Below are 15,874 nucleotides of genomic sequence, written 5' to 3' on the forward strand. Positions count from 1 at the left end.
CCCCATGACGTCCACGGTGCCCCCCGCCGTCCAGCACACCGAGGCAGCCCCGCCGATCACCATGTTCGGGCCGGACTTCCCGTACGCGTACGACGACTTCCTCGCGCACCCCGCCGGGCTCGGGCAGATACCGGCGACCGAACACGGCAGCGAGGTCGCCGTCATCGGCGGCGGGCTCTCCGGCATCGTCGCCGCCTACGAGCTGATGAAGATGGGCCTCAGGCCCGTCCTCTACGAGGCGGACCGGATCGGCGGACGGCTGCGCACGGTCGAGTTCGACGGCTGCACCGTGGACGGCGAACCGCTTACCGCCGAGATGGGCGCGATGCGCTTCCCGCCGTCCTCGACCGCACTCCAGCACTACATCGACCTGGTGGGACTGGAGACGAAGCCGTTCCCCAACCCGCTCTCCCCGGTCACCCCGTCGACCGTCGTCGACCTGAAGGGCGAGTCGCACTACGCCAGGACCATCGACGACCTTCCCCAGGTCTACCGCGACGTGATGGACGCCTGGAACGCCTGCCTGGAGGAGGGCGCCGACTTCTCCGACATGAACCGGGCGATGCGCGAGCGCGACGTCCCGCGCATCCGGGAGATCTGGGCCCGGCTCGTCGACAAGCTCGACAACCAGACGTTCTACGGCTTCCTCTGCGACTCCGACGCCTTCAAGTCCTTCCGCCACCGCGAGATCTTCGGCCAGGTCGGCTTCGGCACCGGCGGCTGGGACACCGACTTCCCCAACTCCATCCTGGAGATCCTGCGCGTCGTCTACACGGAGGCGGACGACCACCACCGCTCCATCGTGGGCGGCAGCCAGCAGCTTCCGCTGCGCCTCTGGGAGCGCGAACCCCGGAAGATCACCCACTGGCCGCTCGGCACCTCACTGGCTTCGCTGCACGGCGGAGAGCCGCGCCCGGCGGTGACCCGGCTGAACCGCACCGCCGGGAACCGGATCACCGTCACCGACGCCACCGGCGACATCCGCACCTTCCGGGCGGCCGTCTTCACCGGTCAGTCCTGGCTGCTGCTCTCCAAGATCGCCTGCGACGACGCGCTCTTCCCGATCGACCACTGGACGGCGATGGAGCGCACCCACTACATGGAGTCGTCGAAGCTCTTCGTCCCCGTCGACCGGCCGTTCTGGCTGGACAAGGACGAGCTCACCGGCCGGGACGCCATGTCGATGACCCTGACCGACCGGATGACGCGGGGCACGTACCTCCTCGACGACGGCCCGGACAGGCCGGCCAGCATCTGCCTCTCGTACACCTGGTGCGACGACAGCCTGAAGTGGCTGCCGCTCTCGGCGACCGAGCGCATGGACGTCATGCTGAAGTCCCTCGGCGAGATATATCCGGGCGTCGACATCAGGAAGCACATCACCGGCAACCCGGTGACGGTCTCCTGGGAGAACGAGCCCTACTTCATGGGCGCGTTCAAGGCCAACCTGCCCGGCCACTACCGCTACCAGCGACGGCTGTTCACCCACTTCATGCAGGACCGGCTGCCCGCCGACAAACGGGGCCTGTTCCTGGCCGGCGACGACATCTCCTGGACGGCCGGCTGGGCCGAGGGCGCCGTACAGACCGCGCTGAACGCCGTCTGGGGTGTGATGACCCAGTTCGGCGGCGCGACCGATGCGACGAACCCCGGCCCCGGCGACGTCTTCGACGAGATCGCCCCGGTCGAACTCCCGGAGGACTAAGGCCTTTCGTCCGGATCAGGCCGGGTTACGCGGGCCGGCAGACGCTGCGCTGCCGGACCGGGCCGGTCGCATGAAGGTGAGATCTCCTGACCGGTTCAGGTGCGGGTACGGAAACGGCTGCGGCCGCGGAGGTCAGCGCAGCCGGGCCAGGGCGTCGGCGGTGACGGCGTGGACCGGCGGGCGCCCGGCGAGCAGCCGCAGCACCTCGTTGACGGCGCTGGTGCCGAGCCGCTGCCGGCACTCGACGCTGCCGGCCGCCTGGTGCGGGGTGAGCAGCACGTTCGGCAGGGACCGGAAGGGGTGGCCGGCCGGGAGTGGCTCGGCGTCGAACACGTCGATCGCCGCGTCCAGCCGGCCGGTGGTCAGTTCGGCCAGGAGCGCGTCCTCGTCGACCAGCCACGACCGGGCAGTGTTCACCAGACCTGCCCCGTCCGGCATCAGGGCCAGCTGCTCGGCGCCGATCATCCGGTGGGTCTCCTCGGTGACCGGCGCGTGCACGGCCACGATGCGACTGCCGGAGAGCAGCGCCTCCAGCGGGACGGACTCCACACCGAGCTCCCGGGCACCCGCCTCGGAGAGGAACGGGTCGGTGACGCGCACCCGCGCCCCCATCGCCCGCACCATCCTGATGTAGGCCCGCCCGGTGCGGGAGGCGCCGATCACCCCGATGTCGCTGCCGTGGATCTCGTGGCGCGGGGGTGCCTCGCTCGCCGCCGCCCAGTCCAGTCCGCCGCGCAGGGCGTGGTCGAAGCGCTGGATGCGGTGGAGGAGCGCGAGAGTGAAGGCGAGCGCGACCTCGGCGACCGGGCGGGCCATCTCGTCACCGGCCTGGGTGACCACGACGCCCCGCCGGAACACGTCCTCGGTGACATAGGGCGCGACCGCCGATCCGGTGTGCGCGACCAGCTCCAACCGGTCGGCATGGGACAGGAGTTCGGCGTCCACCTTCGGTGCCCGCCACGAGGTGATCAGTGCGCGGGCGCCGGGCAGCGCGGCCGCGACCGCCGCCCGGTCGGTGTGCTCGTCGATGACCGCGAGCGACGCGGCCCGTCGAAGTTCCTGCCACACCTCGGCGGTGAAGAACTGGGCCCGCAGATGCGGCGGTACGGCGACGACCACCCGGGAGGAGCGGTCGGCGGTTTCAGGAGAGCCAGGCATCTAGGTGCTCCGCAACGAAGGCGTCATCGGTCAGCCAAGGGTAGGCCGCGGCGACCCGGGTGATCTCCCGGGCCTGTCCGGGCGAGAGCGTCTCGGCCGGGTCCAGGCAGCGGATGTTCACCAACAGGCCCTGACGGCGCAGCACTTCGTGGACCCCGGCGATGCAGCCGCGGAACGCGCCCGGCACGTCGAAGACCGCACTGTTGGCGTCGGTCAGTTCGGTACGCCGGGTCAGGCTGCGGACCATCGCCGCGTGGTCCCCGGCGCGGGCCCTTCGGATGTCGTCGAGCAGGGTCACCGCGGAGCTCGTCCACACCGCCCACTGGCCGAGCAGCCCGCCCGCGATCCAGCGGGCCCGGGCGCTCGGCAGGACGCCCCACCACCGACACCAAGGAGGCCCGGATCGAGGCCTTTCTGTGGGTGAAGCTGCCGGGTGAGTCCGACGGCTGCACGGGCGCGGCGGGCTCCTTCAGCCCCGACTTCGCCTACCGGCTGGCGACGGGCTGACCGGTCAGGCCCCGTCGGCCGGCGGCTTCTCGTCGTACGCGGACGTCCCCGAGTCGAGCAGGGGCTCCTGGGTCTTGAGGTGGGCCGGCGCGAAGGCCCGCAGCACGTGGTAGCCGGTGATCACGACGATGGTGCCGAGTGCGATGCCGCTCAGCTCGAAGTTGTCGGAGACCTTCAGGCTGACTCCGCCGATGCCGATGATGATGCCCGCCGCGGCCGGCACCAGATTCAGCGGATTGCGCAGATCGACCTTGGCGTTCAGCCAGATCTGGGCGCCGAGGAGGCCGATCATGCCGTAGAGGATCACGGTGATGCCGCCGAGTACCCCACCGGGAATGGCGGCCACGATCGCGCCGAACTTGGGGCAGAGCCCGAACAGCAGGGCGAAGCAGGCGGCGGCCCAGTAAGCCGCGGTGGAGTACACGCGGGTCGCGGCCATCACGCCGATGTTCTCGGAGTACGTGGTGTTCGGCGGGCCGCCCACCGCGGTCGACAGCATCGAAGCGGCGCCGTCCGCCGCGATCGCGGTGCCCAGCTTGCCGTCCAGGGAGCGGCCGGTCATCTCTCCGACGGCCTTCACATGGCCGGCGTTCTCGGCGATCAGCGCGATGACGACGGGCAGCGCGACCAGAATCGCCGACCACTCGAAACTCGGCGCGTGGAAGTTCGGCAGACCGACCCAGTCGGCCTTCCCCACACCTGACAGGTCCAGCCGCCAGTGGTCCACGGCCTCACCGCCGCCGACGGAGGAGTGGATCTTCCCGAAGACCCGGTCCAGCACCCAGGACAGCACGTAGCCGAAGACCAGGCCGAGGAAGATCGCGATACGGGAGAGGAATCCGCGCAGACAGACCACGGCCAGTCCGGTGAACAGCATCACCAGCAGGGCCGTCCACTGGTCCTGCGGCCAGTACGTCGACGCGGTCACCGGCGCCAGGTTGAAACCGATCAGCATCACGACCGCGCCCGTCACCACCGGCGGCATCGCCGCGTGGATGATCCGTGCACCGAACCGCTGCACCGCGAGACCGGCCAGGAAGAGCGCCGCGCCGACCACGAAGACGGCGCCGGTGACCACGGCACTGCTGCCGCCACTGGCCCGGATCGTCGCGGCCACTCCCACGAAGGAGAGCGAACAGCCCAGGTAGCTGGGTACCTGACCGCGCGTGGCCAGCAGGAAGATGGCCGTCGCGACACCCGACATCATGATCGCCAGGTTCGGGTCCAGGCCCATGAGCACCGGAGCGACGAAGGACGCCCCGAACATCGCGACCACGTGCTGGGCGCCGAGCCCGAACGTCCGGGGCCAGGTGAGCCGCTCGTCGGGGCGGACCACCGCTCCCGGTGCGGGCGTCTTCCCGTCGCCGTGCAAGGTCCAGCGCACGCCGAGGCCCATGGTTGCTCCCTGTGTGTAGTGCGGAGTCCAGTACCTCGCCGGGCACGGCGCACGCCGCGGAAATGATCAGCGCCATGTTAGTGCCGGACCGCGATGCCCACCCGGCCGGGTTGCGGGCCCGGAGCTGCGCTTGCGTGGATCTCATCCATGAATCGTGCGCGGGGCATTGTCAGTCCGAACAGGCAGCTCTACGCTCACACGATCTTAGTCGTGAACGTGATTCATATACATGACTGATGGAGTGTTCGATGAGTGGAAAAACCCGTCGGCGCCCACGCGCCCTCCTCGCCGTAGCGGTCGCCCTGAGCGCGATGCTGCTCCCGGCCACCGCCTCGGCAGCCGCACCGCACGGCCACCGCGCGCTGCGCCCCGTACCGCAGACCGTGGTCATCGACGGCCACCGCCTCCAGCAGACGAAGGCCCGCCTCGACCACGGCGACCCCGCCCTGCGCGCCGCCGTCCGGACGCTGACCGCCGGTGCGGACGGCTGGCTCGGCCAGGGCCCCTGGACCGTCGTCGACAAGCCGGCGCCCGCCCCGGGCGGTGACCCGCACGACTACCTGAGCCAGGCGCCCTACTGGTGGCCCTCCCAGCCGAAGACCGCGGACAACCCCCGGGGCTGCCCGTACGTCCAGCGCGACGGCGAACGCAACCCCGAGGTCGACACGGGCACCGACCGCCCCGACATCGGCAAGGTCTTCAACTCCGTCACCACCCTCAGCCTCGCCTGGTACTACACGGGACACAAGCAGTACGCCGAGCACGCCTCGGACATCCTGCGCACCTGGTTCCTGGACCCCGCCACGCGGATGAACCCCAACCTGGACCACGGGCAGTTCATCCCCTGCAAGTACGACGGCCGGGCGATCGGCATCATCGACTTCTCCCAGCAGTACACGTCCGTGCTGGACGCCGTCGCGCTGCTCGACACCGGCGCTCCCGGCTGGACGAGGAGCGACCGGACCGCCATGCGGAGCTGGAACACCTCGTTCCTCGACTGGCTGGTGAACTCGGACTTCGGCAAGCAGGAGACCGCGGCCGAGAACAACCACGGCACCTTCCAGGACATGCAGATCGCCGCCCTCGCGCTGGCGACGGGCGACAGGGGACTCGCCCGCAGGACGGTCCTGGACGCCCGGGCGCTGCGCATCGAACCGCAGATCGCGGGCGACGGCAGCCAGCCGCAGGAGCTGGCACGCACCCGCAGCTGGCACTACTCGACCTTCGACCTGGTGGCGTACACCCGGCTCGCCGCCATCGGCAGGCAGGTCGGAGTTGACCTCTGGGCGTACGAGGGCCCACAGGGGCAGAGCCTGTTCAAGGCGGTCGACTATCTGCTGCCCGCCGCCACCGGGGAGTCCGCCTGGCCCCATCCGGAGCTGGAGTTCCACCGGTACGCGGCGAGCGACATCGTGCACGCGGCGGCCGACGCGGGCGACGCCGAGGCCCGGGCGGCCGTCGGCCTGCTGGAGACGCCGCCGGGCGGCGACCTGTGGGCCCTGCGGCCCGCCGCGGAACAGCTCGACTCGATCGCCGGCTGAACCGCCCGCCGCGCCCGTGGGCCGGACGGCTCAGGGGCGCGGCTCGGCCGGTGCGGTGCTCGGTACGCCGGCGCCCGGGGACGACATCGCCTTGCGGTCGCCGGCCCGCAGCACGCCGGCTCCGAGCACCAGGCCGAACGCCAGCACCGACACCAGGCCGAACGAGACGACCAGCGAGGTGGCCTCGGCCAGCGAGCCGATCGCCGACGGGGCGATGAGCCCGGAGGTGTACGTGATCGTCGCGACACCCGCGATCGCCTGGCTGGGGTTCGGTCCGCTGCGCCCGGCCGCCGCGAAGGCGAGCGGCACGACCACGGCGATGCCGAGCCCCATCAGGCCGAACCCGCACATGGCCAGCGCCGCATTGGGCGCCGTGACCACCAGGACCCCGCCGACCGTGGCGAGAACGCCGCCGGTCCGCACGGTCCGCACCGCGCCGAAGCGGTCGACGACCCGGTCCCCGGCGATCCGGGCCACCGCCATGGTCAGCGCGAACGCCGTCGTCGACGCGGCCGCCAGTCCGGCGGAGCTGTCCAGGACGTCCCGGAGGTAGACCGCCGACCAGTCCAGGCTGGCACCCTCGGCGAACACCGCGCAGAAGCCCACCGCTCCGATGATCAGGGCCGACTTCGGCGGCAGTGCGAAGCGCGGCGGCGGCTCCTGGTCCGGTTCGCTGCGCAGATCCAGCACCCGCTGGCAGGCGATCAGGCCGAGAGTGGCGAGGACGAGGGCGGCGATGGTGTGGTGCAGCCGCGCATCGGCTCCCAGATGGGCGGCCACCGTGCCCGCCGCCGAGCCGATCAGGGCTCCCACGCTCCACATCCCGTGCAGCCCGGACATGATCGACTTGTTGAGGCGGTTCTCCACCTCGACCCCGAGCGCGTTCATCGCCACGTCGGACATCCCCGCCGACGCCCCGTACACCAGGAGCGCCCCGCACAGCGTCAGCAGGTTGGGGGCCAGGGCGGGCAGGATCAGTGCCAGGGTCCACAGCATCAGCAGCCCGCGCAGCGCGGTCCGGGCGCCGAACCGGTGGCTGACCGCTCCGGCCAGCGGCATCGCTATCGAGGCGCCGATCGCCGGGAAGGCGAGGGCGATGCCGAGCTGCCCGGCGCTGACCCCCGCGTGGTCCTGGATCCACGGAACCCGGGTGGCGAAGCTGCCGGTCACCGCCCCGTGTACGGCGAAGACCGAGGCGATGGCGTACCTGGCGCGCCTCACCTGTTCCGTGCTGAAGACCGTTGCTGTGGAATCCGTCGTCATGCCGCCTTGCCCTCCCCTGGAAACTTTCCTGTGCCGCGGTTCCGGCGCTCCCCGGCGTCCTTCTCCACGATGCGGGCAGTAAACTATCAGGAACCCTGCCTGATAAATAGGCCGCGCTGTCATTCGGTGCGGCCGACGTCTGGAAGGATCCCGGCATGCCCGCATCCCCGAGCACCGCCCGGGCCATCAACGACCGGCTCGCCCTGCGACTGCTCCAGCAGGACGGCCCGCTGACGGCCACGCAGCTGAAGACTCTGACCGGACTCTCCCGGCCCACCGTCGCCGACCTGGTCGAACGGCTGCAGGGCGCGGGCCTGGTCCGGGTGGTCGGCGAGTCCGGCGCGGAGCGCCGCGGGCCCAACGCCCGGCTCTACGGAATCGTCTCCGACCGCGCCCACCTGGCCGGCCTCGACGTCCGTACCGACAGCGTCGCCGTGGTCGTCGCCGATCTCCTGGGCGCGACGCTGGCCGAGGCCACCTTGCCGATCGGCAGCGAGACCGCCACCGACGACGCCGTCGAGCAGGCCGTCGCCCTCCTGGAACGCACCGCGCACCGGGCGGGCACCGCGCCGCTGCACAGCGTCGGCATCGGCGCCCCCGGCCTCATCGACCCGGTCACCGGCGAGCTCCGGGACACCACCGGACTGCCCCTCTGGCACCGCAGACTGGTCCGGGCCCTCCAGCAGCGTCTGCCCGCGACCGTGCACGTTGAGAACGAGACCAATCTCGCCGCCGTCGCCGAGAACCGCGCCGGGGCCGCCCGCGACCACGACACCTTCGTCCTGTTGTGGCTCGGACACGGCGTCGGGGCTGCCGTCATGCTGGACGGCAAGCTGCGCCGCGGAGCCTCCGGCGGCGCGGGCGAGATCGGCTTCCTGCCGGTCCCCGGCACGATCGGGACCCCCTCGGCGCTCAACTGCGACGGCGGTTTCCACTCCCTGGTGGGCTCGGTCGCGCTCTGCGAACTGGCCGCCGCCCACGGCATCGTCACGCCGGACGGAGGGCGGGAGCCGGGCGCCGCGGTCGCCGTGCGTGCGGCCCTGGCGGGGGAGGGCGACAGCGCGGCGTTCCTGGACACCCTCGCCGACCGGCTGGCGCTCGGCGCCGCGGCCGTCGCCTCGGTCCTCGACCCGGGGTGCGTGCTGCTGTCGGGCGAGGTCGGCCATGCGGGCGGCGACGCGCTGGCTGCGCGGGTCGAGGAACGGCTGGCCGTGATGTCCCCGCTGCGCACTGAGGTGCGGGCGGGGCTGCTCGGCGGCACCGCGGTCCTGCGCGGCGCGCTGCTGGCTGCGCGTGAGGCGGCTCAGGAGGCGTTGTTCACTCCGGCGGTCTGAGTGTGTTTGCGCCCCGGCCCGGGGCTGGGGGTTTTGTCCTCAATCGCCGGACGGGCTTGATGTGGTGCGGGTGCCCCGTGCGGGGTGCGGTTCCGTGGGGTGCCCGGTCCCCGGGTGCGGGGTTCCGTCCTCAATCGCCGGACGGGCTTGGAGTGGTGCGGGTGTCCCCGTGGGGTGCGCTTTGGTTGGTGGGTGGTGGTCCCGTGCCCCTCCGGGGCGTCTCCTCAGACGACGAACGTTCCGCGGGTACGCGAGGGGGCCCGGGTATCTGTTCGTCGTCCTGCGGGGACTCCCCTGCACGGCCCCGGACCGGTCCGTCCCGCGTCTGCGACGGTCATGGGGCCGGTGTGCAGACGCGACCGATGCAGGGGGTGGGGACGTGCAGGGGAGTCCCCGCAGGGAATGGCGTAGGACCCGGGTCCCTCGCGGACCCGGGTGAACACGCCATTTCTGAGGAGACGCCCCGGAGGGGCACCACCCCCAACCACCAGGGGTGGTGCGCACCCCGCGGGGCGACCCGCGCATCTCAAGCCCGTCCGGCGATTGAGGACGGAACCCCGAACCAAGGGGACCCGCACCCCACGGGGCAACCCGCACCAGGTCCAGCCCCCCCGCCCCCCGGCCACGGCAAACGCGTGGCCGAAAAAGGCCTTGTCACGGGCTGTCTGTGAGCCACTCCACAGCGTTCACCCGTATGGCCCACGGCCAGTCGTGGCACACTGATCGTGTACCAGCAGCAGCGCACTCCGGGGTCGGTGCAATTCCGAACCGGCGGTTATAGTCCGCGACCCGTCCGCATCCAGCGGACGGTTGACCAGGTGGGATTCCTGGACCGACGGTTAAAGTCCGGATGGGAGGCAGTGCGCGGCGGGCCGTTTCGCGGGTACGCCGCCGTCGGCGGATGGTTTCGGGCTACCGAACCGTCCTTTTCCGGCAACCGGCGTCCCTGCCCTGCGTTCCGCTTCATCTGTCGACATCGACAGGCCCCGGAGTCCGTGCCCGAAGAGGCAGGAGGACCCGGTGGACACCGCAGCCGACACCACCGCAATGCGCCGAGCCATCGCGCTCGCAGCCCGCGGTCTCGGCTCCACCAGCCCCAACCCGGTCGTCGGGTGCGTCGTGCTCGACGCGACGGGACGAACGGCCGGTGAAGGCTTCCACCAGCGCGCCGGCGGGCCGCACGCCGAGGTCCACGCGCTGCGCGCGGCCGGCGAGAAGGCCCGCGGCGGTACCGCCTACGTCACCCTCGAACCCTGTAACCACACCGGCCGCACCGGCCCCTGCGCCCAAGCGCTCATCGAGGCCGGTGTCGCCCGTGTCGTGTACGCAGTCGGCGACCCGAACCCGCAGGCCACCGGCGGTGCGGACACCCTGCGCGCCGCCGGGGTCAAGGCTGAGCACGGCCTGCTGGCCGAGGAGGCGGAGGCGGGCAACGCCGCCTGGCTGACCTCGGTGCGCCTGGGCCGTCCCCACGTCACGTGGAAGTACGCGGCGACCCTGGACGGCCGGATCGCGGCCGCCGACGCCACCAGCCGCTGGATCACCTCCGCCGAGTCCCGCGCCGACGTCCACCGGCTGCGCGCCGAGGCCGACGCCGTGGTGGTCGGCTCCGGGACCGCCCGTACCGACGACCCCCAGCTCGGTGTGCGGGGCGTCGACGGAGCCGTCCAGCCGCTGCGGGTCGTCGTCGACACCGCCGCCACCGCCGTCCGGCCCGGCGCGCGGGTCCTCGACGCCACCGCACCCACCCTGATCGCGGTCGCCCCCGACGCCGACACCCGGCACCTCCCCGACGAGGCCGTGCTGCGGCTGCCACGCGCCGCCACCGGCCCCGGACTGGACATCCCCGCGCTGCTCGCCGCCCTCCACGGGCGAGGCATCCGCTCCGTACTCCTCGAAGGCGGACCGACCCTGGCCGGGGCCTTCGTCGCGGCGGGAAAGGTCGACCGGATCGTCGGCTACCTCGCTCCCGTGCTCCTCGGTGCAGGCCCCGCGGCCCTCGCCGACGCCGGAATCTCCACCATCACCCAGGCGTTGCGCCTGCATGTGACCGAGACCGTGTGTATCGGCCCCGATCTGCGCATCACCGCTGTCCCCGGCCCTGCCCCGAAGGGAAACTGAGTGTTCACCGGAATTGTCGAAGAACTGGGTGAGGTCACCGCCGTCGAGGACCTCGGCGACTCCTCCCGATTCCGCCTGCGTGGTCCCGTGGTCACCGAGGGCGCCAAGCACGGCGACTCGATCGCGGTCAACGGTGTCTGCCTGACCGTCGTCGACCTCGGCGAGCAGGATTTCACCGCCGACGTGATGGCCGAGACGCTGAACCGGTCCAGCCTGGGTGCACTGCAGGCCGGTTCCCGGGTCAACCTGGAGCGGCCCATGGCGGTCGGCGGCCGGCTCGGCGGACACATCGTGCAGGGCCACGTCGACGGCACGGGCCGCATCGTCGAGCGCAAGGTCTCCGAGAACTGGGAGATCGTGAAGATCTCCCTCCCCGCGGACCTGACGCGCTACGTGGTGGAGAAGGGGTCGATCACCGTCGACGGCGTGAGCCTGACCGTCGTGGACGCCGGACCCGACTACTTCACCATCAGCCTCATCCCCACCACCCTCGCCCTGACCACGCTCGGCCACAAGGGCCCGGCGACCCGGTCAACCTAGAGGTGGACGTCATCGCGAAGTACGTCGAGCGGCTGCTCGGCAACTCCGCGCAGGAGCCCGAGGAGCCGGCGAAGTGAGCGCCCTGCACTGGCTGAACTCGGAGGCGTTCACCGTCCTCGACCAGCACATCATCTGGTCCGACATGATCGGCAACACGGTCGGTCTGATCGCCCTGGCCCTGGGCTGGCTCCGCTCGATCTGGACCTGGCCCGCCCAGCTGCTCTCCGGCGTCGTGCTGGTCGCCGCCAACGTCTCCGTGCACCAGGCGGGCAGCGTGGGCAAGCAGGTCGTCGTCATCGCGGTGGCGGTCTGGGGCTGGCAGCAGTGGACCCGGGGCCGGCAGCAGGCCCAGGACGGTTCCATAGCCGTACGGTTCGCCACCTGGCGCGAGCGCGGCTACCTGCTCGGCGGAGCGGCGCTCGGGACCCTCGCCGTCGGCGGCCTGTTCACCGCGTTCCCCTCGCTGTCCTGGAGCCCGTGGGCCGACGCGTACATCTTCGCCGGGACGCTCGTGGCGATGCTCGCCCAGGCCCGCGGCATGGTCGAGTTCTGGTTCGCCTGGCTCCTCGTCGACCTGGTCGGCGTACCGCTCAACTTCCACAGCGGTCTCGCCTTCTCCGGTCTCATCTACGTCGTCTACGGGGCCCTCGTCCTGTGGGGCATGCGCGACTGGTGGCTGCGTACGCGGACACCCGCTCTGGAAGGAGTCACGGCATGACTGCCCAGCCCACCTGGTTGCACCGGGAACACGACGCACTCGCCGAGAAGCTGACCCTCGACCCCGTCGAGCAGGCCATCCGTGACATCGCCGCCGGACGCCCCGTCGTGGTCGTCGACGACGAGGACCGGGAGAACGAGGGCGACCTCGTGATCGCGGCCGAGAAGGCCACCCCCGAGATCGTCGCGTTCATGATGAGCGAGTGCCGCGGACTCATCTGCGCACCCATGGAGAACGACGAGCTGGAACGGCTCGAACTGCCGCAGATGGTCGACCACAACACCGAGTCGATGAAGACGGCGTTCACCGTCTCCGTCGACGCCTCGGCCGCGCACGGCGTGACCACCGGCATCTCCGCCGCCGACCGCGCCACCACGCTCCGGATGCTGGCGGGCGGCGCGGCGGGCCCCGGCGACTTCGTGCGGCCCGGCCACATCTTCCCGCTGCGTGCCCGCACCGGCGGGGTGCTCGTGCGCAACGGCCACACCGAGGCGGCCGTCGACCTCGCCCGGCTCGCCGGCCTGCGGCCCGCCGGGGCGATCGTCGAGATCGCGGGCGAGGACGGCGTCATGCTGCGCCTGCCGCAGCTGGTCCCGTTCGCCCGCAAGCACGGCCTGACGATCATCTCCATCGAGGACCTGATCGCCTACCGGCGCACCTCGGAGCCGACCGTCCGCCGCGAGGCCGAGGTCCGGCTGCCGACCAACTTCGGCGCGTTCACCGCATACGGTTACCGCTCCACGGTGGACGGGGTCGAGCACGTCGCGCTGGTCCACGGCGACCTCGGGGACGGTGGCGACGTCCTGGTCCGGGTCCACTCCGAATGCCTGACCGGCGACATCTTCCAGTCCCAGCGCTGCGACTGCGGCCCCCAGCTGCACGCCTCCATGCAGCGCATCACGGAGGAGGGCCGCGGCGTCGTCGTCTACCTGCGCGGCCACGAGGGACGCGGCATCGGCCTGGTGTCCAAGCTGCGCGCGTACGAACTCCAGGAGCGCGGCGTAGACACCCTCGACGCCAATCTGGAGCTCGGACTGCCGGCCGACGCCCGGGACTACGCGGCCGGCGCCCAGATCCTGAAGGACCTCGGCGTCCACAGCCTGCGCCTGATGACGAACAACCCCGAGAAGACCGCCGCGATCCTGCGGCACGGCCTCGCCGTCACCGGACGGGAACCGATGCCCGTCCAGGCCGGCGAACACAATCTGCGGTACCTGCGCACCAAGCGCGACCGCATGGGGCACGACCTGCCCTGGCTCGACGCCGCCACGGTGTCGACCTGCGGCAACCAGTGACACCAGCAGTCCCCAGCAGTCATCCGAGGAAACGAGCGGTAGGAGAGACATGAGCGGCAAGGGCGCACCCGAACTGTCCGTACGCAACTGCGGTGACCTGCGTGTGGCGGTCGTCGCCGCGCAGTGGCACGAGAAGGTCATGGACGGACTCATCGACGGCGCACTGCGCGCCCTGCACGAGCTGGGCATCGACGAGCCGACCCTGCTGAGGGTGCCCGGCAGCTTCGAGCTCCCGGTGGTCGCCAAGGTGCTGGCCGGGCGGGGCTACGACGCGATCGTCGCCCTCGGCGTGATCATCCGTGGCGGCACCCCGCACTTCGAATACGTGTCGCACGGCGTCACCAACGGCCTCACCCAGGTCGCCGTCGACACCGGAGTGCCGGTCGGATTCGGCGTCCTCACCTGTGACACCGAGGAGCAGGCCTTCGACCGGGCAGGCCTTGAGGGGTCCAACGAGGACAAGGGGCACGAAGCGGTCACCGCTGCCGTCGCCACCGCCACCACACTGCGCTCGGTCAGCGAACCCTGGCGCTGAGTGCCGGGCCGCGACCCCGTATTCTAAGGACATCATGGCGAACAAAACCTTCGAAGAGCTCTTCGCCGAGCTGCAGCTCAAGGCCGCCAACGGCGACCCCTCCACGTCCCGTACCGCCGAACTGGTGGACAAGGGCGTGCATGCCATCGGCAAGAAGGTCGTGGAGGAGGCCGCCGAAGTCTGGATGGCCGCCGAGCACGAGAGCAAGGACGCCGCAGCCGAGGAGATCTCCCAGCTGCTGTACCACGTCCAGGTGATGATGGTCGCGCGCGGAATCTCGCTCGACGACGTCTACGCCCATCTCTGAGCACGGCCTCCGCACCCGCCCGCACGTTCCGTACACCCCTTTCGCAAAGGAAACCCGACCTCATGCTGCGCATCGCCGTCCCCAACAAGGGTTCACTCTCAGGGCCTGCGATGGCGATGCTCCATGAGGCCGGATACCAGCAGCGCAAGGAGTCCAAGGAACTCGTCCTGGTCGACCCCGAGAACCAGGTGGAGTTCTTCTACCTGCGGCCCCGCGACATCGCGATCTACGTCAGCTCGGGCCGCCTCGACATCGGCATCACCGGCCGCGACCTGCTGCTGGACTCCGGTGCCGAGTCGGAGGAGATCCTCCAGCTCGGATTCGCCCGCTCCACGTTCCGCTACGCCACCAAGCCCGGCACGGCCGCGGGCCCGCAGGACTTCGACGGCATGACGATCGCCACCTCCTACGAGGGCATCGTCGCCAAGCACCTCGCCGACCTCGGGGTCAACGCCTCCGTCGTCCACCTGGACGGTGCCGTCGAGACCGCCATCGAGCTCGGTGTCGCGCAGATCATCGCCGACGTCGTCGAGACCGGCACCAGCCTGCGCAACGCCGGACTCGAGGTCATCGGCGAACCGATCATGAAGTCGGAAGCGGTCGTCATCCGCCGCACCGGCGCTCCGGACGACGAGCCCAAGGTGCAGCAGTTCCTGCGCCGCCTGCAGGGCGTCCTGGTCGCCCGCAGCTACGTGATGATGGACTACGACTGCCGCGTCGAGCACCTGGAGCGCGCCGTCGCCCTCACCCCGGGGCTGGAGTCGCCGACCATCTCCCCGCTGCACCACGAGGGCTGGGTCGCCGTCCGCTCCATGGTCGCCGCCAAGGAGGCGCAGCGGATCATGGACGACCTGTACGACCTCGGTGCCCGCGCCATCCTCACCACGGCCATCCACGCCTGCCGGCTCTGACGGCGGGACGGGAAGAAGACCATGCCAGGCTCCGCACCCCGGACCCAGCCCCCCGCCCTTCCGGTCACCTTCCGGCCGACCCGCACCCGGGTGGTCCTGCTGAGCGTCGGGGTGGTGATGTTCGCCGTCATCACCGTCGTCGCCTTCACCCTCGAACAGCTCAGCCCGGGGGAGCGGACCAGCTTCGTCTTCACCGCGCTGGTCTTCCTCGGCGTCCTGGGGCTGCTCAGCCGCCCCAAGATCGTCGCGGACGCCGAGGGGGTGACCGTGGTGAATCTCACCCGCACCCGGCGGCTGTCCTGGGCCCAGATCGTGCGGGTCAACCTGCGTGTCGGCGACCCGTGGGTATTCCTCGACCTCAGCGACGGGACCAGCCTGCCCGCCCTCGGCATCCAGCCCGGAATCGCCAAGGACCAGGCCATCCGCGACGCCCGTGCACTGCGTGCCCTCGCCGAGAACCACGGCACCGGCACGGACAACGGCTGAGCCCCCTGCCCCCTACGGCCTCCTGTTGATTACTCTGGAGGGCGGCGGCGCCCTGTG

General features: G+C 71.2%; 13 protein-coding genes, 3 pseudogenes and 1 riboswitch. Of the genes and pseudogenes, 12 read left to right on the forward strand and 4 right to left on the reverse strand.

Annotated elements, in window-relative coordinates; genetic code table 11:
- Positions 1-4 precede the first annotated feature (4 nt).
- Complete coding sequence (locus LNW71_RS28540) at positions 5-1,705, forward strand: NAD(P)/FAD-dependent oxidoreductase (RefSeq protein WP_250970827.1); 1,701 nt, start codon at positions 5-7, stop codon at positions 1,703-1,705.
- Positions 1,706-1,837: 132 nt separating this feature from the next.
- Here the strand turns inward: LNW71_RS28540 and LNW71_RS28545 are convergent, their stop codons facing one another.
- Both LNW71_RS28545 and LNW71_RS28550 read right to left on the reverse strand, forming a co-directional pair.
- A complete protein-coding gene (locus LNW71_RS28545; protein ID WP_250970828.1) occupies positions 1,838-2,863 on the reverse strand; it encodes a hydroxyacid dehydrogenase in 1,026 nt (341 codons plus the stop codon).
- Positions 2,847-3,215, reverse strand: a pseudogene (locus LNW71_RS28550) (dihydrodipicolinate synthase family protein); the annotation flags it as partial. The pseudogene LNW71_RS28550 and the gene LNW71_RS28545, both read right to left, overlap by 17 nt.
- Before the next feature lie 32 nt (positions 3,216-3,247).
- On the opposite strand from LNW71_RS28550, the pseudogene LNW71_RS28555 reads away from it, so the two are divergent.
- Positions 3,248-3,370, forward strand: a pseudogene (locus tag LNW71_RS28555) (endoglucanase); the annotation flags it as partial.
- A 4-nt stretch (positions 3,371-3,374) separates the two neighbouring features.
- On the opposite strand, the gene LNW71_RS28560 reads toward LNW71_RS28555, so the two are convergent.
- The gene (locus tag LNW71_RS28560) at positions 3,375-4,766 is read right to left on the reverse strand and encodes a uracil-xanthine permease family protein (protein WP_250970829.1); all 1,392 of its coding nucleotides are present in this window, start codon (positions 4,764-4,766) and stop codon (positions 3,375-3,377) included.
- A gap of 248 nt (positions 4,767-5,014) precedes the next feature.
- On the opposite strand from LNW71_RS28560, the gene LNW71_RS28565 reads away from it, so the two are divergent.
- Positions 5,015-6,307: an alginate lyase family protein gene (locus LNW71_RS28565; RefSeq protein WP_250970830.1), complete on the forward strand. Its 1,293-nt coding sequence runs from the start codon at positions 5,015-5,017 to the stop codon at positions 6,305-6,307.
- Positions 6,308-6,337: 30 nt separating this feature from the next.
- Here the strand turns inward: LNW71_RS28565 and LNW71_RS28570 are convergent, their stop codons facing one another.
- The gene (locus LNW71_RS28570; protein ID WP_250970831.1) at positions 6,338-7,570 is read right to left on the reverse strand and encodes an MFS transporter; all 1,233 of its coding nucleotides are present in this window, start codon (positions 7,568-7,570) and stop codon (positions 6,338-6,340) included.
- Between the two features lie 155 nt (positions 7,571-7,725).
- On the opposite strand from LNW71_RS28570, the gene LNW71_RS28575 reads away from it, so the two are divergent.
- The 9 genes and pseudogenes from LNW71_RS28575 (at position 7,726) to LNW71_RS28615 (ending at position 15,817) form a co-directional block, all read left to right on the forward strand.
- Complete coding sequence (locus tag LNW71_RS28575; protein ID WP_250970832.1) at positions 7,726-8,904, forward strand: ROK family transcriptional regulator; 1,179 nt, start codon at positions 7,726-7,728, stop codon at positions 8,902-8,904.
- 737 nt (positions 8,905-9,641) lie between these two features.
- Positions 9,642-9,772: riboswitch (FMN riboswitch) on the forward strand.
- Positions 9,773-9,924: 152 nt separating this feature from the next.
- Positions 9,925-11,025, forward strand: coding sequence for a bifunctional diaminohydroxyphosphoribosylaminopyrimidine deaminase/5-amino-6-(5-phosphoribosylamino)uracil reductase RibD (ribD, locus tag LNW71_RS28580; RefSeq protein WP_250970833.1), 1,101 nt, complete (start codon positions 9,925-9,927; stop codon positions 11,023-11,025).
- A pseudogene (locus tag LNW71_RS28585) lies at positions 11,026-11,642 on the forward strand (riboflavin synthase).
- The gene (locus tag LNW71_RS28590) at positions 11,639-12,283 is read left to right on the forward strand and encodes a nicotinamide mononucleotide transporter family protein (protein WP_250970834.1); all 645 of its coding nucleotides are present in this window, start codon (positions 11,639-11,641) and stop codon (positions 12,281-12,283) included. Before LNW71_RS28585 ends, LNW71_RS28590 begins: the two are co-directional and overlap by 4 nt.
- Positions 12,280-13,578 (forward strand): bifunctional 3,4-dihydroxy-2-butanone-4-phosphate synthase/GTP cyclohydrolase II, encoded by a 1,299-nt coding sequence (locus tag LNW71_RS28595; RefSeq protein ID WP_250970835.1) that lies wholly within the window; start codon positions 12,280-12,282, stop codon positions 13,576-13,578. The genes LNW71_RS28590 and LNW71_RS28595 overlap by 4 nt, the downstream gene beginning before the upstream one ends.
- A gap of 49 nt (positions 13,579-13,627) precedes the next feature.
- Positions 13,628-14,113 carry a 6,7-dimethyl-8-ribityllumazine synthase gene (ribH, locus tag LNW71_RS28600; RefSeq protein ID WP_250970836.1) on the forward strand — a complete coding sequence of 162 codons (486 nt, stop codon included), beginning with the start codon at positions 13,628-13,630 and terminating at the stop codon, positions 14,111-14,113.
- Between the two features lie 34 nt (positions 14,114-14,147).
- Positions 14,148-14,420: a phosphoribosyl-ATP diphosphatase gene (locus LNW71_RS28605; RefSeq protein ID WP_018524273.1), complete on the forward strand. Its 273-nt coding sequence runs from the start codon at positions 14,148-14,150 to the stop codon at positions 14,418-14,420.
- A 62-nt stretch (positions 14,421-14,482) separates the two neighbouring features.
- Entirely contained in the window at positions 14,483-15,331 is an 849-nt protein-coding gene (hisG, locus tag LNW71_RS28610) for an ATP phosphoribosyltransferase (protein ID WP_250970837.1), read from the forward strand.
- A gap of 21 nt (positions 15,332-15,352) precedes the next feature.
- Positions 15,353-15,817, forward strand: coding sequence for a PH domain-containing protein (locus tag LNW71_RS28615; protein WP_250970838.1), 465 nt, complete (start codon positions 15,353-15,355; stop codon positions 15,815-15,817).
- Positions 15,818-15,874: the final 57 nt, after the last annotated feature.

It is taken from the genome of Streptomyces sp. RKAG290 (genome assembly GCF_023701695.1).
In the GTDB taxonomy this organism is placed as follows: Bacteria; Actinomycetota; Actinomycetes; order Streptomycetales; family Streptomycetaceae; genus Streptomyces.